Here is an 18,196-nt window from a genome sequence, read left to right on the forward strand (position 1 = left end):
GGGTCGCCACCTTTCGTTTTCCGGTGAACGGCCGAGGGACCGGGGGCCGTCAGGCAAGCAAGGCCGTGCCGCTATAGGCGGCGATGGATGACCGGTCGCACACCGAGCGGCATAAACGGTGAATGAAAGTGGCGACCGATGGCGCCACTTGTACCTCCTTCCTTTCGCTCCAAAGAATTCACGTCATCAAACCATCGAATCAAGCCTTTGGGCGATCGGGGACTTGCTTCGCCACGGCCCGCGAGGATATCCGCATAGCGATAGGCCCCGTTCGAGGCGCGCCATGACCCTGCTCAACCCCACTCGCCGCCTCCTCCTCCAGGGCGTGTCAGCCGCCGCCTTGGTCGCCGTGGCCGCGTTGGGCGTCGCGAGAGCGAAAGCCACCGGGAAAGCCGTGGATTCCATCGAAGACCTGATCTCGAAAATGTCGATCGAGGAAAAGGCCGGTCAGCTCAGCCTCTTCAGCGACCCGACGCGCTTTCAGGGCGCGATCATCAACCCGACCAGCGAACAGGCCGCGACCAAGGACAGGGTCTATGCCGACATCGCCGCCGGCCGCATCACCGGTCTCTTCAACGGCATCGGCGTGGCCGGCGCCCGCGAGATGCAGAAGATCGCCGTCGAACAGAGCCCGCACGGCATCCCCCTGGTCTTCGCCGGCGACGTCATCCACGGCCTCAAGACGACCTTTCCCATTCCGCTGGCGGAGGCCGCCAGCTTCGACACGGATCTGGCATTCCGCACCGCCCGTGCCGCCGCGGTCGAGGCGACCGCCGTCGGCCTGCATTGGACCTTCGCGCCCATGGTCGACGTGGCGCGCGACCAGCGCTGGGGGCGCAATGCGGAAGGCGCGGGGGAAGACACGTTCCTTGGCAGCCAGTTCGCCGTCGCCCGTGTGAACGGTTTCCAGGGGAGCAGCCTCAAGGACGATACGTCCCTGCTGGCCTGCCCGAAGCACTTTGCCGCCTATGGTGCCGTCCAGGGCGGCATGGACTACAACACCGCGGACATTCCGGAAACGACGCTGCGCCAGACCCATCTGCCACCCTTCCAGGCGGCTTTTGACGCGGGCGCGCTATCGACCATGTCGGCATTCAACGACGTCGCCGGCGTGCCTTCAACCGGCAATCACTACCTGTTGACCGACATCCTGCGCGGCGAATGGGGCTTCAAGGGGCTGGTCGTTTCCGACTACACTTCCGAAGAGGAACTGGTCGCGCATGGTTTCGCCGCCGATGGCGCCGACGCCACGGCGAAGGCGATCAATGCTGGCTGCGATGTCGCGATGCAGTCGGGCCTCTACAACGCGTACCTGCCCGATCTCGTCAGGAACGGCACGGTGTCGATGGCGACCGTCGATGAAGCGGTACGCCGCGTGCTCCGCGTCAAGCAGGCGCTCGGCCTGTTCGACAATCCCTATCGCTCGCTTGAACTCGATCGGGAAAAGACCGACATCCGCACGGCGGAAACGCTGGCACTCGCCCGCGAAGCCGGCCGGAAATCGATCGTCCTGCTGAAGAACGAGGGCGGCCTGTTACCGCTGTCAAAATCGGCCAGGATAGCCCTGATCGGTCCCTGCATCGACGACAAGTACGACTATCCCGGCCCGTGGGCGGTGTTTCCAGACATCGCAACCTGCGTGACGATGGCCGAGGGTTTTCAGGCGGCGATGGGAGCCGACGGTACCCTGACCATGGCCAAGGGTAGCCACTACGAAAGCCTCTATGATGGCGGTATCGACGAGGCGGTCCGCGCCGCCGAAGCGTCGGACGTCGTCGTTCTCGTCATCGGCGAAAGCGCCGGCATGTCGGGCGAGGCGCAATCGCGCGTCGATATCTCCATCCCGGAGGCGCAATTGACGCTGGCCGAGGCCGTCGCGGCTACGGGAAAGCCCGTCGTCGTCCTGCTGCGTCACGGCCGCGCTCTGGCGCTGACCGGCGCTGCGAATACCGCTCCAGCCATCCTCGCCACCTGGTTCTTAGGCTCCGAAACGGGCCACAGCGTCGCCGACATCGTCTTCGGCGATTATGCGCCGCAGGGCCGTCTTCCGGTCTCCTTCCCGCAGGCGTCGGGTCAGGAACCCTATTATTACAATCATCGCGCGACCGGCCGGCCTCAGAGGACCGCGGACAGAGAATACAAGGCGCGCTACCGCGAGGTTACGAATGAGGCGCTGTATCCGTTCGGCCATGGCCTGACCTATGGCGACATCTCGTACGGCGCCACGATGGTCGATGCTGCGAAACTCAAGTGGAACGGTACGGTCGGGGTGAGCGCCACTGTATCCAACAAAGGGCGCCGCGCGGCGCATGAGGTCGTGCAGCTTTATATCCATGACCGCGTCGCCAGCCTGACCCAGCCGGTGCGGGCGCTGACAGGCTTCCGCCATATCGATCTGGCGCCGGGTGAGACCCAGACGGTCACCTTCACCCTTCGCCGCAGCGATCTGGAATTCATGACGGCCAAGCTGCGATTCGCGGCCGAACCCGGCCTGTTCGACATCTGGATCGCGCCGTCAGCCGTGGGAGGCATTCCGGCCAGCGTCGAACTGATCGCTTGAGGGCCTCGCCCATTCTCAATATTCCAGCGCCCGGATCTCGTCATTTGCCCGCCGGAGCCTTTCGGAGAAATCGCGGACGACATTTGCATAGATCGTCGTCAGAATTTCCGGGTGGTCGCGGCTGATTTCCTTCAGCGTTTCGATGGCGAAGCCGTAGCAGACGACCCGTTCCAGTGCGACGACATCGGCCGAACGCTTGCCGCCATCGAAGAGCGCCATCTCGCCGAAGGTGAGGCCCGGGCCCATCATCGCGACGCGGATCGGGCGCCCGCCCTCCGATGTGCCGGGGAGTTGCACCGCCACAGTGCCGCGCGCCAGCGCAAAGAAGATCCGCGCCGCGTCGCCCTCGCGGATGATCGTGGCGCCGGCCTCGAACATCAAAGGTCGCGCCGCGCCCTCCAGAAGCTTCAGATAGGCCGGCGCCAGGTTCTTGAAGATCGCGATCTCGGACAGCGAGAAGCGCGTCAGGTCCGGCGAGCGACCCTCGCGCTCGATCAGCCGGTTCTCGCACCATTCGAGCGCTTCGTCGCGCGTCGCGAAAATCGCTGCTGACGTGTCGCTCTCGGCCGACTCCAGCTCTTCCCTGAGGCGGGCCAGCGGGCCCTCGCGCGGCAAATAGGCGAAGAGGATCGCCGACGCCTCCGTTTCGTCCCCCGCAGCCAGGCGGGCCAGGAGCTTTGCCGCGGTATCATCGATCGCCGGCACGCGGCGGAGGTCGAGCACGACTTGCGCTCCCTCGGAGGCTAGTTCGCGCGCCCTTCGGATCAGCCGTTCCGCCGAGCCGAAATAGAGCGGTCCCTGAACCTCGATGATGCGGTTGCTGGCGCCGTGCTGATCGAGAATCGCCCGCTCGACGGGGCTTCTGAGCCGCTTGGAACGCACCGCGGCACCGTCGAGTTCGCGTCGGATCACGGTGCCGGTCGCCACCGTGGTTTTGAAGACATGCAGCCCAAAGGCCGAGGCGATCTCGCGGCAGGCGGCGACACCGCGCACCGAATTGCCATGCTCGTCGATCGGCGGCGAAAACACGGCTATGCCGATCTGGCCGGGGATCGCCGCCATGATCGAGCCGGCAACGCCGCTCTTGGCCGGGATGCCGACTTCGTAGGACCATTGGCCGGCGTAGTTATACATGCCGCAGGAATTCATCACGGTCAGGATGTCGGGAATGAACTCCTCCGGCAGCGCCCGCTCGCCAGTCAGCGGATTGACGCCCTTGTTGGCGAGCGTCGCGCCCATCACGGCAAGGTCAATGGCGGTGACGCGGACCGCGCATTGGCGGAAATAGATGTCGAGGATCTCGTCCGGCGGCCGGCGGATCATGCCGGTGTTCAGCATCATATAGGCGATGGCGCGGTTGCGGTGGCCGGTGTCGCGCTCGGAGCGGAACACGGCCTCGTCGATGTCGAGCCGCCGCCCGGCCAGGCGCGAAAACAGGTCCAGCATGTTGGCGACGCGCTCATCGTCGGTCTTGCCGCGGATCGTCTCCGCGACGGCGATGGCGCCGGCATTGACCATCGGATTGAACGGCCGGTTGTGCTTGTCGTCGAGCACGATCGAATTGAACGCCTCGCCGGTCGGCTCGACTCCAACGCGCTGCAGGACGGTCTCGCGGCCGTAGCGGCCGAGCGCATAGCCATAGACGAAGGGTTTCGACACCGACTGGATGGTGAATTCATGCTCGGCGTCGCCGACCGCATAGATCTTGCCGTCGGTGGTGGCGATGGCGATGCCGCAGAGATTGGGATCGGCCTTGGCAAGCTCGGGGATATAGGTGGCGACGTTGCCGCCGCTGAGCCGGCTCACCCGGAAATGCAGATCGCTCAGATAATCCGCGACAGGCCCATCGGAACTCGCCGAAATTGATTCGATCAACGATACGTCCATCCGATGAACCACCCCCTGGGTTGATGGCGGCATCAACACAAGTTGCGTGCCAACCCAACAGCCTGTTCGGAAGGCCCTGCATCAGCTTCTGCCCAGCACTCTGCCTTAACAAACGCCAGCCGCGCGGTTATCGCCCAATGATTAATCAGCTGACCGCCAGGGCGCCGGAGCTCAGGGGCGCTCGAACATCCCGTTCAGGAAGATGTCCTCGATCGTGCGGGTCGCCGTCTCCAGATGGCGGTTGCCCTCGGTGGCATCCCCAAGCACGGCGCGGACCTGCACTTCGAAATCGGCGTAATGCTGGGTCGTCGCCCAGATCATGAAGATGAGATGGCGCGGATCGACCGGCGCCATGCGGCCCTCATCGATCCAGCGCTGCATCACGGCGGCCTTGTCATCGACGAGACGCTTGAGCCTTGTCGTCAAGATCTCGCCGATCACCGGCGCACCCTGCATGATCTCCATGGCGTAGAGGCGCGAGGCCTTCGGATTGTCGCGCGACATTTCGAGCTTGCGGTCGAGATAGGCGCGGATCTCGGCCTTGGGATCGTCGGTGTCGCCCAGCGTCTCCAGCGGTTGCAGCCAGGCTTCCAGCGTACGGGTGAGCACGGAGAGATAGATGTCGTCCTTGCGGCGGAAATAATAGAGCAGGTTCGGCTTGGTCATGCCGGCGCGCTCGGCGAGCTGATCGATCGTGGCGCCGCGAAAGCCGTAGACGGAGAAGATGTCGAGCGCCGCGTCGAGGATACGCTCCTCGTTCTCCTCCTGGATGCGGGTGCGCTTCTTGGTGCGATGCGCGCGCGCCATGCCGGCAGGGTTCATCGCGTCGCCCGAATTGCTGTCTGTGCCATGTCGGGCGAACCTTCTGATGATTCTGCGCGCGGTTCAACCGGTGGGACGGTCAGAAGGTCGGCGGCGTGCAAGCGGAGACGAGTTCCAGCTCGCCCTCGCCGATATTGCGGAACGAGTGCGGCTTGCGGCTGTCGAAGAAATAGGCATCGCCGGCGGAGAGCTCGTAGCGGGTTCCGGCGACCTCGAGCAGCATGCGGCCGCGAATAACGAGGCCGGCTTCCTCGCCCTGATGCGACAGCATCGCCTTGCCGCTTTCCGCGCCCGCTTTGTAGCGCTCATGCAGCATCTGCAGCTGGCGGCCATCGAGATTGGCGCCGACTTGGCGGAAGGAAATCGGCCCGCCGGCGATCTCCTTCAATTCGGAGGCGCGGAACACGACCTGCTCGCGATCGCTCTTCGTCTCGGCGAAAAAATCGGAGAGGCTGATCGGGATGCCCGACAGGATCTGCCGGAGCCCCGAGACCGAAGGGCTGACGCGGTTGCCCTCGACCATCGAGACGGTGGCGTTGGAGACCCCGGCGCGCTTGGCCAGAGCGCGTTGCGATAGGCCCGCGGCAAGCCGGAGTTCGCGCAGCCGCGCGCCGACGTCGATATCGAAGCTTCCCGCGTTCATGTGTTCAATATATAGAACAGTATTAACGGCTGCAACGAATTGACCGGCCGTTTTGCGGAGAATACGTTCATGAAAATGATCGCTCCGCTAGAACGCGGAGCTCGCACAGGGACTTTTCCTAGCATGACCGCTCCGCTCCGTTCGAACAATCTCGAAGCCTTCTGGATGCCGTACACGGCCAACCGGCAGTTCAAGCAGAACCCGCGTCTCCTCGTCGCCGCCAAGGACATGCATTACACCTCGGCCGACGGGCGTGAGATCCTCGACGCCACGGCGGGGCTTTGGTGCGTCAATGCCGGCCACGGCCGCCAGAAGATCGTCGAGGCGGTTTCGAAGCAGGTCGCCGAGCTCGACTATGCGCCGGCCTTCCAGATGGGCCACCCGAAGGCGTTCGAACTGGCCGCGCGCCTTGCCAACATGCTGCCTGCGCCGCTCGACCATGTCTTCTTCACCAATTCCGGCTCCGAGGCGGTCGACACGGCGCTGAAGATCGCGCTCGCCTATCAGCGCGCCCGCGGCAAGGGCACGAAATATCGCCTGCTCGGCCGGGAGCGCGGCTATCACGGCGTCGGCTTCGGCGGCATTTCGGTCGGCGGCATCTCGGGCAACCGCAAGACCTTCGGCACAATGCTGACCGGCGTCGACCATATCCGCCACACGCATGACCTGGAGCGTAACGCCTTCACGCGCGGCGTGCCGGAATACGGCGCCGAATTCGCCGACGAGCTGGAGCGGGTCATCGCCCTCCATGACGCGTCGAACATCGCCGCGATCATCGTCGAGCCCGTCGCCGGCTCGACCGGCGTGCTGATCCCGCCGAAGGGCTATCTGCAGCGCCTGCGCGAAATCTGCGACAAGCACGACATCCTGCTCATTTTCGACGAGGTCATCACCGGCTTCGGCCGCGTCGGCACGCCCTTCGCGCTCGATTATTTCGGCGTCGTGCCGGACATGGTCTGCGTCGCCAAGGGCATCACCTCGGGCGTGATCCCGATGGGCGCCGTCTTTGCCGGCAAGCATATCTACGACGCCTTCATGGACGCGCCCGAGAACACGATCGAGCTGTTCCACGGCTATACCTATTCGGCCCATCCGGTCGCCTGCGCCGCGGCGCTCGCCACGCTTGACGTCTATGAGGAAGAGGGCCTTCTCACCCGCGCCGCCGATCTCGCCTCCTATTGGGAGGACGGCCTGCATTCGCTGAAGGGCCTGCCGCATGTCATCGATATCCGCAATCTCGGCCTCATCGGCGCGATCGAGCTGGAATCGATTCCTGGCGCCCCGACAAAGCGCGCCTTCTCGGCCTTCCTGAAGGCGTTCGAGAGCAACCTCATGATCCGCACCACCGGCGACATCATTGCCATGTCGCCGCCCCTCATCATCGAAAAGAGCCATATCGACCAGATCTTCGAGACGCTTTCGCGCGTCCTGAAGCAGATCGACTAAGGCCGGCCCCCCGGGAGAAACGACCATGCAGACGATCGACAATCTCGTCGGCGGCAAGCCAATCCGCTCGGCCTCGACGCGCAGCCAGCCCGTTTTCAATCCCGCGACGGGCGAAGCGGTGGCGACGCTGCCGCTTTCGACCGCCGCGGAACTCGACGCCGCGGTCGCGGTCGCGAAGGCCGCCTTTCCGCGCTGGGCCGACACGCCGCCGCTGAAGCGCGCGCGCGTCATGTTCAAGTTCAAGGAACTCCTGGAGCAGAACGCCGACGCGATCGCGCGCGCGATCTCGGCCGAGCACGGCAAGATGCATGACGATGCGCTGGGCGAAGTGCAGCGCGGGCTCGAAGTCGTGGAGTTCGCCTGCGGCATCCCTCATCTGCTGAAGGGCGAATATTCGAAGAATGTCGGCCCGGCGATCGACACTTATTCCGACCGCCAGGCGCTGGGCGTCGTCGCCGGCATCACGCCGTTCAACTTCCCCTGCATGGTGCCGCTCTGGATGTATCCGGTGGCGATCGCCTGCGGCAACACCTTCATCCTGAAGCCGTCGGAGCGCGACCCGAGCGCCGCCTTGCTCGTCGCCTCGCTGCTGCAGGAAGCCGGTCTGCCGCCGGGCGTGCTCAATGTCGTGCATGGCGACAAGGAGGTCGTCGACGCGATCCTCCACCATCCCGACATCAAGGCGGTCTCCTTCGTCGGCTCGACGCCGATCGCGTCCTATGTCTATGCGACGGGCACGGCGGCCGGAAAGCGCGTTCAGGCTCTGGGCGGCGCGAAGAACCACATGGTCGTCATGCCGGACGCCGACATGGACAAGGTAGCCGACGCGCTGATGGGCGCGGGCTATGGTTCGGCCGGCGAGCGCTGCATGGCGGTTTCCGTCGCCGTTCCGGTCGGCCAGAAGACGGCGGACGCGCTGATCGAGACGCTGGCGCCGCGCGTGCGCGCGCTGAAGATCGGCCCGGCCACCGACCGCGAGGCCGAGATGGGGCCACTGGTCACCAAGATGCACCAGGAGAAGGTGCTCGGCTATATCGACAAGGGCGTCGCCGAGGGCGCCAAGCTCATCGTCGACGGTCGCGGCTTCAAGCTGCAGGGCTACGAGAATGGCTATTTCGTCGGTGGCACGCTTTTTGATCATGTGGACAAGGAAATGACGATCTACCGCGAGGAGATCTTCGGTCCTGTCCTCTCCGTGCTCCGGGCGTCGACCTATGACGAGGCACTCAAGCTCATCAATGACCATGAATTCGGCAATGGCACCGCCATCTTCACCCGCGACGGCGACGCGGCGCGCTCCTTCGCCGACAAGGTCGAGGCGGGCATGGTCGGCATCAACGTGCCAATCCCCGTTCCGGTCGCCTATCATTCCTTCGGCGGCTGGAAGCGGTCGATCTTCGGCGACCATGCGATCTACGGACCGGAGGGCGTGCGCTTCTATACGCGGATCAAGACCGTGACGAGCCGCTGGCCGGACGGCATCAAGTCAGGCGCCGTGTTCAACTTCCCGACGATGTGAGGGATATGGTCAGGTTCGGCAGCCATATTCTCGAGCGTCATCCCCGGGCTTGACCCGGGGATCCAGACTTCTTGCCGATCTCAAGTAAGGTCTGGATTGCCGGGTCAAGCCCCGCAATAACAGGCTATCGAGCCCAATGAGGATAGCGAACCGACATGACCGCCCCGACCGATAACCTCCGCATCAATGGCGAGCGCCTTTGGGACAGCCTGATGGAGATGGCGAAGATCGGGCCGGGGGTGCGCGGCGGCAATAATCGCCAGACGCTGACCGATGCCGACGCCGAGGGGCGCAAGCTGTTCCAGTCCTGGTGCGAGGCCGCCGGCCTCAGCATGGGCGTCGACCAGATGGGCACCATGTTCATGACGCGGCCGGGCACCGATCCGGATGCGCTTCCCGTCTATGTCGGCTCGCATCTCGACACCCAACCGACCGGCGGCAAATATGACGGCGTGCTCGGCGTGCTCTCGGCGCTGGAAGTCGTCCGCAGCCTGAACGATCTCGGCATTCAGACCAAGCATCCGATCGTCGTCACCAACTGGACGAACGAGGAGGGCGCGCGCTTCTCCCCGGCCATGCTGGCTTCCGGCGTCTTCGCCGGCGAAATTCCGCTCGATTATGCCTATGGGCGCAAGGACCCCGAAGGAAAGATTTTCGGCGAGGAATTGCAGCGGATCGGTTGGGTTGGCGAGGAAACGGTCGGGGCGCGCAAGATGCACGCCTACCTCGAATATCACATCGAGCAGGGGCCGATCCTCGAAGCGCATGACAAGCCGATCGGCGTCGTCACCCACGGCCAGGGCCTTTGGTGGCTGGAGGTGACGCTGACCGGCAAGGAAGCGCATACCGGCTCGACGCCAATGAACATGCGCGTCAATGCCGGCCTTGCCATGGCCCGCATTCTCGAAATGGTGCAGAAAGTCGCCATGGACAGCCAGCCCGGCTGCGTCGGCGGCGTCGGCCAGATGTTCTTCAGCCCGAATTCGCGCAACGTGTTGCCCGGCAAGGTCGTGTTCACCATCGACATCCGCAGCCCGGAACTCGCCAAGCTCACCGCCATGCGGGCGCGGATCGAGGAAGAGGCGCCGAAAATCGCCGAGGCGCTCGGCGTCGGCTTCGCCATCGAGCCCGTCGGCCATTTCGATCCGGTCACCTTCGATCCGATCCTCGTCGGACGGGTCCGCGCCGCGGCGGAACGCCTCGGCTACGGCCATATGGACATCATCTCCGGCGCCGGTCACGATGCCTGCTGGGCCGCCAGGGTGGCACCGACGACCATGATCATGTGCCCATGCGTCGACGGGCTTTCACACAATGAGGACGAGACGATCACGCCGGAATGGGCAACCGCAGGGGCCGACGTGCTGCTCCATGCCGTGCTCGAAACGGCCGAGATCGTCGGCTGAGTCCGAACGAACGATAAAGAGGGAAATCAATGTCGACGGTGATCAAAGGCGGGACGATCGTAGCGGCCGACCGCAGCTATGAGGCGGATATCCTGGTCGAGGGCGAGACGATCCAGGCGATCGGGCCGGATCTGAAGGGCGATACCGTCGTCGATGCGACGGGCGCCTATGTCATGCCCGGCGGCATCGACCCGCATACTCATCTCGAAATGCCGTTCATGGGCACGACGACGGCCGAGACCTGGGAGAGCGGCACTTTCGCCGGCCTTTCAGGCGGCACCACCACGGTCGTTGACTTCATCATCCCCGGCGAGACCGGCATGGTCGCGGCGCTCGACGAATGGGCCGAGCGCTCGGCGCGCCAGGCCTCGGGCGATTATTCCTTCCACATGGCCGTCACTGGCTGGTCGGAAAAGCATTTCGACGAGATGGCGACCGTCGTCTCGCGCGGCGTCAACACCTTCAAGCATTTCATGGCCTATAAGGGCGCGCTGATGGTGAATGACGACGAGATGTTCGCGTCGTTCCAGCGTTGCGCCGCGCTCGGCGCGCTGCCGCTCGTCCATGCCGAAAACGGCGACATCGTCGCGGCGCTGCAGCAGAAATATATGGCAGAGGGCAAGACCGGCCCGGAGAGCCATGCCTACTCGCGGCCTCCCGAGGTCGAGGGTGAGGCGACCAATCGCGCCATCATGATCGCCGATGCCGCTGGCGTGCCCGTCTATATCGTCCATACCTCCTGCGAGCAGGCGCATGAGGCGATCCGCCGGGCCCGGCAGAAGGGCATGCGCGTCTATGGCGAGCCGCTGATCCAGCATCTCGTTCTCGACGAACGCGATTATTTCAACACCGACTGGGACTATTCCGCCCGCCGCGTGATGTCGCCGCCCTTCCGCGACAAGAGCCATCAGGACAGCCTCTGGGCCGGCCTCGCGAGCGGCTCGCTGCAGGTGGTGGCGACCGATCATGCCGCCTTCACGACGGAGCAGAAGCGGTTCGGTCTCGGCGATTTCCGCAAGATCCCGAACGGCACCGGCGGTCTCGAGGACCGCATGCCGGTGCTGTGGAGCCGGGGCGTCGAAACCGGCCGGCTGACGCCAAACGAATTCGTGGCCGTGACTTCGACCAATATCGCGCAGATCCTCAACATCTATCCGAGGAAGGGCGCGATCCTGCCGGGTTCCGATGCCGACCTCGTCGTCTGGGATCCGAAGCTCTCCAAGACCATCTCGGCCGCCAACCAGAAATCGATCATCGACTACAACGTCTTCGAAGGCATCGAGGTTCGCGGCCTGCCGCGCTACACGCTGTCGCGCGGCGAAATCGTCTGGTCGGACGGGCAGAATTCGGCGCCGCAGCCCGGCCGCGGCAAGTTCATCGCCCGCAAGCCGTTCCCGGCCGTCAACAAGGCGCTGTCCAAGTGGAAGGAACTGACGGCGCCGCGTGCCGTCACCCGCTCGCCCGAGCATATGCCGATCGGGGTGTGATCGGCCAATGAGTGGGGGAGAGGGGGAGAACGAGAAGGCCGGCGAGAACAGCGCGATCGATATTCGCGGGCTCTCGCTGACCTTCGAGACCAATGACGGGCCGGTCCAGGCGCTGTCGGGCATCGATCTCGATGTGAAGCGAGGCGAATTCGTCTCCTTCATCGGCCCGTCCGGCTGCGGCAAGACCACGCTGCTGCGCATCATCGCCGATCTGGAACGGCCGACCGGCGGCTCGATAACGGTCAACGGCGTCTCGCCGGAAGCGGCGCGGCTGGACCGCGCCTATGGCTATGTCTTCCAGGCGGCGGCGCTCTATCCCTGGCGGACGATCGCGAAGAATGTCGCGTTGCCGCTGGAAATCATGGGGCTGCCCAAGGCGGAGCGCGAGAAGCGGATCGCCGAGAACCTCGCCCTCGTCAATCTGGCGGGCTTCGAGAAGAAGTTCCCCTGGCAACTTTCCGGCGGCATGCAACAGCGCGCCTCGATCGCCCGCGCGCTCGCCGTCGAGCCCGAATTGCTGCTGATGGACGAACCGTTCGGCGCGCTGGACGAGATCGTGCGCGACCATCTGAACCATCAGCTCCTGAAGCTCTGGGCCCATACGCAGAAGACGGTCATCTTCGTCACCCACTCGATCCCCGAGGCGGTGTTTCTGTCGACCAAGATCATCGTCATGTCGCCACGGCCCGGCCGCGTCACCGACGTGATCGAATGCCGCTTCCCGCATGACCGCACGCTCGATTTTCGCGAGACGCCGGAATTCCTCGAAGTCGCGGCGCGTGTCCGTGCCGGGCTGCGGGCAGGGCATTCCTATGAGGATTGAGGCGCTGGCCGATGATCTTTCCTTCTCCTCCCCCCTTGTGGGGGAGGCCGGGAGGGGGGTCTGCCGGGGAAGGGCGCGCATTTTCCGGAGAGGGCGGTTTACCCCCCTCTCCGGCTCTCCCCCACAAGGGGGGAGAGGGAAGAGAGTCGGCCTAGGCCACATACTTCTCCAACTCCGGCAGCAGCACGACGCTCTCCTGCTCGTTCGGGTCGGTGCGGGCGATGACCGCCGTGCAGGGTTCGGTGCCGCGGTTAATCGGCAGATGCGGCATGCCGGCGGGGATGTAGAACATCTCGCCGGCGCGCACGGTGAGGCATTGCTCCAGCTTCTCGCCGAACCAGGTCTCGGCCTCGCCGGCGAGCACATAGATCGCCGTCTCGTGGCTCTCATGCAGATGCGCCTTGGCGCGGCCGCCGGGCGGCAGGGTCAACATCAGCATGCAGATGCCGCTGGCGCCGACCGCCTCGGCGCTGATGCCGGCGACATAGGTGTGGCCCTGCTTGCCTTCATAAGTGACCGCACCCGGCTGGACGACCCGGCAGGTTGCCTTTTCCTCGACGCTCATCGTTCCCGCTCCTCGCAAATGATGCGCCCAATCTACGCCGCTTCGTTGCCGAGCCCAACCGGGGGGATCGCGCCATGAGCGCCGCAGCCGCGCGTCGCGGACCCGTCAAGCCCCCCGGCCGGCTGCTGCCGATCCTCGTCGTCTCGATCGCGATCGTCTGTATCTGGTACGTCGGCGCCTATTTCATGAATGCGTCGCTGGTGCGCGATGCATTCAAGCGGCAGAAGGTCGAGCCCACCATCGAGCAGATGATCGCGGCGACGCTCGCCATGGACCGCCCGCTCCTGCCGGCGCCGCACCAGATCGCCACCGAGATTTGGAAGACGACTGTCGACCAGAACATCACCTCGAAGCGCAGCCTCGTCTATCACTCCTGGGTGACGCTGTCGGCGACGCTGGCCGGCTTCATCAGCGGCACGCTGCTGGGCTTTCTCCTCGCCATCGGCATTGTCCATGTCGCGAGCCTCGACAAGAGCCTGATGCCCTGGGTCGTCGCCTCGCAGACCGTGCCGATCGTCGCGATCGCGCCGATGATCGTCGTCGTCGGCTATAATCTCATGAACGGGCAGATGGGACTGTCGACCGATCTGTCGCGCTTCATCGCCAAGGCGATGATCTCGACCTATCTCTCCTTCTTCCCGGTGACGGTCGGCCTCGTGAAGGGGTTCCGTTCGCCGGAAATCCTGCATCTCGATCTGATGCGTACCTATTCGGCGACGCGCGGGCAGACCTTCTGGAAGCTGCGCCTGCCGGCGGCGCTGCCCTATCTCTTCACCTCGATGCAGGTCGCGATCGCCATCAGCCTTGTCGGCGCCATCGTCGGCGAATTGCCGACCGGCGCCACGGCCGGCATCGGCGCCCGGCTGCTCGCGGGCTCCTATTATGGGCAGACCGTGCAGATCTGGTCGGCGCTGGTCGCCGCCTCGGTGCTCGCCGCCCTGCTCGTCTGGATGGTCAGCCTCGGCGGTACGGCGGTCGTCAAGCGCATGGGGATGGCACGATGAACCCGCGTGGCCGTCTTCAGCCCTGGCTCGCGCTGCTAGGCCTCTTCGCCATGGTGGCGCTGCCTCTGGACAGCGCCGATCCAGCGATCATGATTCCGCGCGAGGGATGGCTCGGCTGGTCGGTGCTGGTCGCCACGGCGCTCGCCATCGTCGCCTCGATCCGCGCCGAGCAAAGCGGGACTGCCGGCGTGCTGCTTGCCATCGCCGCCCATCTCGGCGCCTTCGCGGCCATCTCCTGGCTGCCGATGCTCGCCGGCCATGCCGGGCCGGGCTTCGTCGCGCTTGTGGTGACAAGCTGGCTGCTCGCCTGGGCCCTCGTCTCGCAGCTTTCCGCGCTGCCGCCGCAGAAGGGTTTCGACGCCACCCTGCTGCGCCTTCTCATTCCGTTCCTGTTCGGACTCTGGCTGCTCATTCTGTGGCAGATCGTGGTCGTCGTGCTAAAGGTGCCGTTCGTGCTGATCCCGCCGCCATCGGCGATCGGGGCGCGGATTGCCACCTCGATCCCGACTCTGGCGGCCGATTTCCGCCAGACCTTCCTGAAGGCGGTGATTGCCGGCTATGCGATGGGCTGCGGTGCCGGCTTCCTCGCCGCGATCCTGGTCGACCGCGTTCCGTTCCTGCAGCGCGGGCTGCTGCCGATCGGCAATCTGGTGTCGGCGCTGCCGATCGTCGGCATGGCGCCGATCATGGTGATGTGGTTCGGGTTCGACTGGCCGTCCAAGGCAGCGGTCGTGGTTATCTCGACCTTCTTCCCGATGCTGGTGAATACGGTGACCGGACTTGCGGCCGCGCAACCGATGAGCCGGGACCTGATGCGGACCTATGCGGCGGGCTATTGGCAGACGCTGTTCAAGCTGCGCCTGCCCGAAGCGCTGCCCTTCATTTTCAACGCGCTCAAGATCAATTCGACTCTCGCCCTGATCGCAGCCATTGTAGCCGAATTCTTCGGCACGCCGATCGTGGGCATGGGCTTCCGCATCTCAACCGAAGTCGGGCGCATGAACATCGACATGGTGTGGGCGGAAATCGCGGTGGCGGCACTCGCCGGCTCCGTGTTCTACGGCGTGGTGGCGCTGATCGAGCGCGCCGCGACCTTTTGGCATCCGTCCTTCCGCACCTGACGGACGGACCAACGAACCCGAACGGAGGGGTCCATGAAAAAGACGATGATCGGAGCGCTGGCATTTGCCGCCGGCCTCGCATTGAGCGCCCCGGCCTTTGCGGCCGATCCGCTGACGCTGCAGCTGAAATGGGTCACCCAGGCGCAGTTCGCCGGCTACTATGTCGCCAAGGCGAAGGGCTTCTACGAGGCCGAAGGCCTCGACGTCACCATCAAGCCGGGCGGACCGGACATCGCTCCCGAGCAGGTCATCGCGGGTGGCGGCGCCGACGTGATCACCACCTGGATGCCGGCAGCGCTCGCTTCCCGCGAAAAGGGCGTGCCGCTCGTCAACATCGCCCAGCCGTTCAAGAAATCGGGCCTGATGCTGACCTGCCGCAAGGAAACCGGCATCGCTTCGCCGGCCGATTTCAAGGGCAAGACGCTCGGCGTGTGGTTCTACGGCAATGAATATCCCTTCCTCGCCTGGATGGCGAAGCTCGGCCTCAAGACCGATGGCGGCCCGGACGGCGTCACCGTATTGAAGCAAGGCTTCAACGTCGATCCGCTGATCCAGAAGCAGGCCGACTGCATCTCGACCATGACCTATAATGAGTTCGGCCAGGTGCTGGACGCCGGCATTCCGGAGAGCGAACTGGTCGTCTTCAAATATGAAGACCAGGGCGTCGCGACGCTGGAAGACGGTCTCTATGTCATGGAAGACAAGCTGAAGGACCCGGCTTTCGTCGAGAAGATGGCGAAGTTCGTCAAGGCCTCAGAAAAGGGCTGGGACTATGCCCGCGCCAATCCGGACGAAGCGGCGAAGATCGTTCTCGACAATGACGAGAGCGGCGCCCAGACCGAAGCGCACCAGAAGTTCATGATCGGCGAGATCAACAAGCTCACCGACGGCACCAGCGGCGCGCTCGACGAGGCGGACTACAAGCGCACCGTCGCGACGCTGCTGTCGGCCGGCGGCGACAGCCCGGTCATCACCAAGGAGCCGACCGGCGCCTGGACCCACGCGGTCACCGACGCGGCCGGCTTGAAGTAAGGCGGCTTTCAAAGCTGGCAGCGGGCGCCTCCGGGCGCCCGTTTGCGTTTCAGACGATGTTCTTCTCGACCATCGGCCGACCCTCGAGGATCCGCTCATAGCCGAGCGGCGAGAGGTCGAGCATCCGGTACGCGCCGTCGACGATCCATTCCGCCAATCCGCGCCCGACGGCCGGCGCCTGTTGCAATCCGTGGCCGGAGAAGCCGTTGGCGATCAGCAAATTATCGAATCCCGGCACGCGCCCGACGATGGCGTTGTGATCGAACAGGTTCATGTCGTAATGACCGGCCCAGGCCCGACCCGGCCGGATCGTCTCAAAGGCCGGGACGCGTGCAGCGAGGATTGGCCAGATCTGTTCCTCGAACAGCGCGTGGTCGACTTCGAAATCCGTCGCGAGCGGATCATCTTCCGGCGATGGCGCCGCGCCGCACAGGTAGAGTTCGCCCTCGGGCCGGCAATAGGTCCCCGACGGGTCGATCAGCATCGGGAAGCCGGGCAGCTTGTCGCGGCAGGCAAAGGTGAAGATGCAGCGCTTACGCGCCTCGACCGGCATAGGCAGGCCCAGGGGCTCGATCAGCGGACGCGCTCCGGTTCCGGCCGCGACGATCACGGTACCGGCGCCATGGAAACTGCCATCGGCAAGCCGGACGCCGGTCGCACGCCCTCCCTCCGTAGCGATCTCGGTCACGGTTCCCGTCATCATCTGGGCGCCGAGCGCGCGGGCCTTGGCGCGGAAAGCCTGCATCAGGCCGTAGCCGTCGAACCAGCCCTCGCCAGTGGCGCCGAAGCTTGCCGCCGCGATGTCCTCCACCGCCAGATAGGGGAAGCGCCCGGCGAGTTCTTCCGGTGAGAACAGGACCATGTCGGCGCCGAGCGCCGCCTGCAGCCCGTGGTTCTCGGCAAGGACTGGAAGACCAGCCTCGGTCGCCAGGAACAGATAGCCGCCCTCGACCAGGCTGATCGCGGGCCTGTCCTCACCGACAGCAAGCCGCTCGCCGATCGCTCGCAGGAATTCGATGCCATAGAGCGAGATGGCAATGTTGGTGGGGTCGGAGAATTGCTGGCGGATCGAGGCGGCCGAAAGCGCGCTGGCGGCGAATGCGAAGCTTGGATCCTTCTCGATCAGAAGGACGCGGCCGGAGAAGGCGGGATGCGCTGCGAGGTGATAGGCCGCCGAGGCACCGTGGACAGCACCGCCGACGATGATGACGTCATGGCTCGGCAATCAGGACCCCCTGGGAAGGACGAAGGGAGAGAATGGCATGACACCCGGGCGGGGTCGATGCGGCGAAGCAATCCCTCAGCCGATCGGCACCAATGGCCGCTCGATCGCCTCACGAAGCGCGAATTTCGATTCGATACGGGCAACGCCCGGCAGATGGCCGAGGACATTGGCGTGCAGGCGTTCGAAATCGGGGAGATCGCGGGCGACGATACGAAGCAAATAGTCGCTCGTGCCCGACATCAAATAGAGCGAGAGGATGTTGGGGCACTTCTTCGCCGCCGCCTCGAATGCCTTCAGCGCCTCATCATTCTGCCGGTCGAGCGAGATTTCGACGAAGGCGGTGATGCCGAGCCCGACCGCCGCCGGATCGACCACCGCCCGGTAGCCGCCGATCACGCCATCGACCTCCAGCCGCTGCAATCGGCGCGTCACCGCCGACGCCGATAGTCCGACCCGGTCGGCGAGCTGGACTGCCGTCAGCCGCCCCTCGCGGGCGAGCTGGGCGACGATCCTGCGGTCGAAATCGTCCATCTGCACGGATTCACCTCCCGGCGCGCTTCATGCGCATGGAACGTGCTGACATTGCCTTTTGTCAGCATGAAATAGCATGAAATCGTCTCCAACGTGGCAATACCCTGCTCGAAATCCAAGAAAAC

General features: G+C 64.8%; 15 protein-coding genes. 9 read left to right on the top strand and 6 right to left on the bottom strand.

What is annotated here, in order from left to right; all coding sequences use genetic code 11:
- Positions 1-283 precede the first annotated feature (283 nt).
- The gene (gene bglX, locus OSH05_RS08440) at positions 284-2,560 is read left to right on the top strand and encodes a beta-glucosidase BglX (protein ID WP_104220739.1); all 2,277 of its coding nucleotides are present in this window, start codon (positions 284-286) and stop codon (positions 2,558-2,560) included.
- 15 nt (positions 2,561-2,575) lie between these two features.
- Here the strand turns inward: bglX and glsA are convergent, their stop codons facing one another.
- The 3 genes from glsA to OSH05_RS08455 all read right to left on the bottom strand — a co-directional run bounded on the left by glsA (position 2,576) and on the right by OSH05_RS08455 (position 5,912).
- Positions 2,576-4,435 carry a glutaminase A gene (glsA, locus tag OSH05_RS08445; protein WP_165801686.1) on the bottom strand — a complete coding sequence of 620 codons (1,860 nt, stop codon included), beginning with the start codon at positions 4,433-4,435 and terminating at the stop codon, positions 2,576-2,578.
- Between the two features lie 183 nt (positions 4,436-4,618).
- Positions 4,619-5,269, bottom strand: coding sequence for a TetR family transcriptional regulator C-terminal domain-containing protein (locus tag OSH05_RS08450; protein WP_104220741.1), 651 nt, complete (start codon positions 5,267-5,269; stop codon positions 4,619-4,621).
- A gap of 79 nt (positions 5,270-5,348) precedes the next feature.
- The gene (locus tag OSH05_RS08455) at positions 5,349-5,912 is read right to left on the bottom strand and encodes a cupin domain-containing protein (protein WP_104220742.1); all 564 of its coding nucleotides are present in this window, start codon (positions 5,910-5,912) and stop codon (positions 5,349-5,351) included.
- A 123-nt stretch (positions 5,913-6,035) separates the two neighbouring features.
- On the opposite strand from OSH05_RS08455, the gene OSH05_RS08460 reads away from it, so the two are divergent.
- The 5 genes from OSH05_RS08460 (at position 6,036) to OSH05_RS08480 (ending at position 12,593) form a co-directional block, all read left to right on the top strand.
- Positions 6,036-7,358: an aspartate aminotransferase family protein gene (locus OSH05_RS08460; protein WP_104220743.1), complete on the top strand. Its 1,323-nt coding sequence runs from the start codon at positions 6,036-6,038 to the stop codon at positions 7,356-7,358.
- 25 nt (positions 7,359-7,383) lie between these two features.
- Positions 7,384-8,877 (top strand): CoA-acylating methylmalonate-semialdehyde dehydrogenase, encoded by a 1,494-nt coding sequence (locus OSH05_RS08465; RefSeq protein WP_104220744.1) that lies wholly within the window; start codon positions 7,384-7,386, stop codon positions 8,875-8,877.
- Positions 8,878-9,032: 155 nt separating this feature from the next.
- A complete protein-coding gene (locus OSH05_RS08470) occupies positions 9,033-10,283 on the top strand; it encodes a Zn-dependent hydrolase (RefSeq protein ID WP_104221217.1) in 1,251 nt (416 codons plus the stop codon).
- Positions 10,284-10,312: 29 nt separating this feature from the next.
- Positions 10,313-11,770 carry a dihydropyrimidinase gene (hydA, locus tag OSH05_RS08475; RefSeq protein ID WP_104221216.1) on the top strand — a complete coding sequence of 486 codons (1,458 nt, stop codon included), beginning with the start codon at positions 10,313-10,315 and terminating at the stop codon, positions 11,768-11,770.
- A 7-nt stretch (positions 11,771-11,777) separates the two neighbouring features.
- Positions 11,778-12,593 (top strand): ABC transporter ATP-binding protein, encoded by an 816-nt coding sequence (locus OSH05_RS08480; protein ID WP_266352121.1) that lies wholly within the window; start codon positions 11,778-11,780, stop codon positions 12,591-12,593.
- Positions 12,594-12,744: 151 nt separating this feature from the next.
- On the opposite strand, the gene OSH05_RS08485 is transcribed toward OSH05_RS08480, so the two are convergent.
- Positions 12,745-13,158 carry a cupin domain-containing protein gene (locus OSH05_RS08485; RefSeq protein WP_104221215.1) on the bottom strand — a complete coding sequence of 138 codons (414 nt, stop codon included), beginning with the start codon at positions 13,156-13,158 and terminating at the stop codon, positions 12,745-12,747.
- A 74-nt stretch (positions 13,159-13,232) separates the two neighbouring features.
- On the opposite strand from OSH05_RS08485, the gene OSH05_RS08490 reads away from it, so the two are divergent.
- The 3 genes from OSH05_RS08490 to OSH05_RS08500 are packed head-to-tail and all read left to right on the top strand — an operon-like array spanning position 13,233 to position 16,315.
- Complete coding sequence (locus OSH05_RS08490; protein ID WP_104221214.1) at positions 13,233-14,162, top strand: ABC transporter permease; 930 nt, start codon at positions 13,233-13,235, stop codon at positions 14,160-14,162.
- Positions 14,159-15,283, top strand: a complete 1,125-nt coding sequence (locus OSH05_RS08495) for an ABC transporter permease (RefSeq protein WP_104221213.1) — start codon at positions 14,159-14,161, stop codon at positions 15,281-15,283. The genes OSH05_RS08490 and OSH05_RS08495 overlap by 4 nt, the downstream gene beginning before the upstream one ends.
- A 33-nt stretch (positions 15,284-15,316) precedes the next feature.
- Positions 15,317-16,315, top strand: a complete 999-nt coding sequence (locus OSH05_RS08500) for an ABC transporter substrate-binding protein (RefSeq protein WP_104221212.1) — start codon at positions 15,317-15,319, stop codon at positions 16,313-16,315.
- Positions 16,316-16,364: 49 nt separating this feature from the next.
- On the opposite strand, the gene OSH05_RS08505 is transcribed toward OSH05_RS08500, so the two are convergent.
- Both OSH05_RS08505 and OSH05_RS08510 read right to left on the bottom strand, forming a co-directional pair.
- Positions 16,365-17,540, bottom strand: a complete 1,176-nt coding sequence (locus OSH05_RS08505; protein WP_104221211.1) for an NAD(P)/FAD-dependent oxidoreductase — start codon at positions 17,538-17,540, stop codon at positions 16,365-16,367.
- A gap of 75 nt (positions 17,541-17,615) precedes the next feature.
- A complete protein-coding gene (locus OSH05_RS08510) occupies positions 17,616-18,071 on the bottom strand; it encodes an Lrp/AsnC family transcriptional regulator (protein WP_104221210.1) in 456 nt (151 codons plus the stop codon).
- Positions 18,072-18,196 lie beyond the last annotated feature (125 nt).

It is taken from the genome of Kaistia algarum (genome assembly GCF_026343945.1).
Classification (GTDB): Bacteria; Pseudomonadota; Alphaproteobacteria; order Rhizobiales; family Kaistiaceae; genus Kaistia; species Kaistia algarum.

What these genes read in the sequence shown, in the direction of transcription:
- bglX (WP_104220739.1), top strand. Translation starts at nt 284, where the DNA reads ATGACCCTGCTCAACCCCACTCGCCGCCTCCTCCTCCAGGGCGTGTCA.
- OSH05_RS08450 (WP_104220741.1), bottom strand. Translation starts at nt 5,269, where the DNA reads ATGAACCCTGCCGGCATGGCGCGCGCGCATCGCACCAAGAAGCGCACC.
- OSH05_RS08455 (WP_104220742.1), bottom strand. Translation starts at nt 5,912, where the DNA reads ATGAACGCGGGAAGCTTCGATATCGACGTCGGCGCGCGGCTGCGCGAA.
- OSH05_RS08460 (WP_104220743.1), top strand. Translation starts at nt 6,036, where the DNA reads ATGACCGCTCCGCTCCGTTCGAACAATCTCGAAGCCTTCTGGATGCCG.
- OSH05_RS08465 (WP_104220744.1), top strand. Translation starts at nt 7,384, where the DNA reads ATGCAGACGATCGACAATCTCGTCGGCGGCAAGCCAATCCGCTCGGCC.
- OSH05_RS08470 (WP_104221217.1), top strand. Translation starts at nt 9,033, where the DNA reads ATGACCGCCCCGACCGATAACCTCCGCATCAATGGCGAGCGCCTTTGG.
- hydA (WP_104221216.1), top strand. Translation starts at nt 10,313, where the DNA reads ATGTCGACGGTGATCAAAGGCGGGACGATCGTAGCGGCCGACCGCAGC.
- OSH05_RS08480 (WP_266352121.1), top strand. Translation starts at nt 11,778, where the DNA reads ATGAGTGGGGGAGAGGGGGAGAACGAGAAGGCCGGCGAGAACAGCGCG.
- OSH05_RS08485 (WP_104221215.1), bottom strand. Translation starts at nt 13,158, where the DNA reads ATGAGCGTCGAGGAAAAGGCAACCTGCCGGGTCGTCCAGCCGGGTGCG.
- OSH05_RS08490 (WP_104221214.1), top strand. Translation starts at nt 13,233, where the DNA reads ATGAGCGCCGCAGCCGCGCGTCGCGGACCCGTCAAGCCCCCCGGCCGG.
- OSH05_RS08495 (WP_104221213.1), top strand. Translation starts at nt 14,159, where the DNA reads ATGAACCCGCGTGGCCGTCTTCAGCCCTGGCTCGCGCTGCTAGGCCTC.
- OSH05_RS08500 (WP_104221212.1), top strand. Translation starts at nt 15,317, where the DNA reads ATGAAAAAGACGATGATCGGAGCGCTGGCATTTGCCGCCGGCCTCGCA.
- OSH05_RS08510 (WP_104221210.1), bottom strand. Translation starts at nt 18,071, where the DNA reads ATGGACGATTTCGACCGCAGGATCGTCGCCCAGCTCGCCCGCGAGGGG.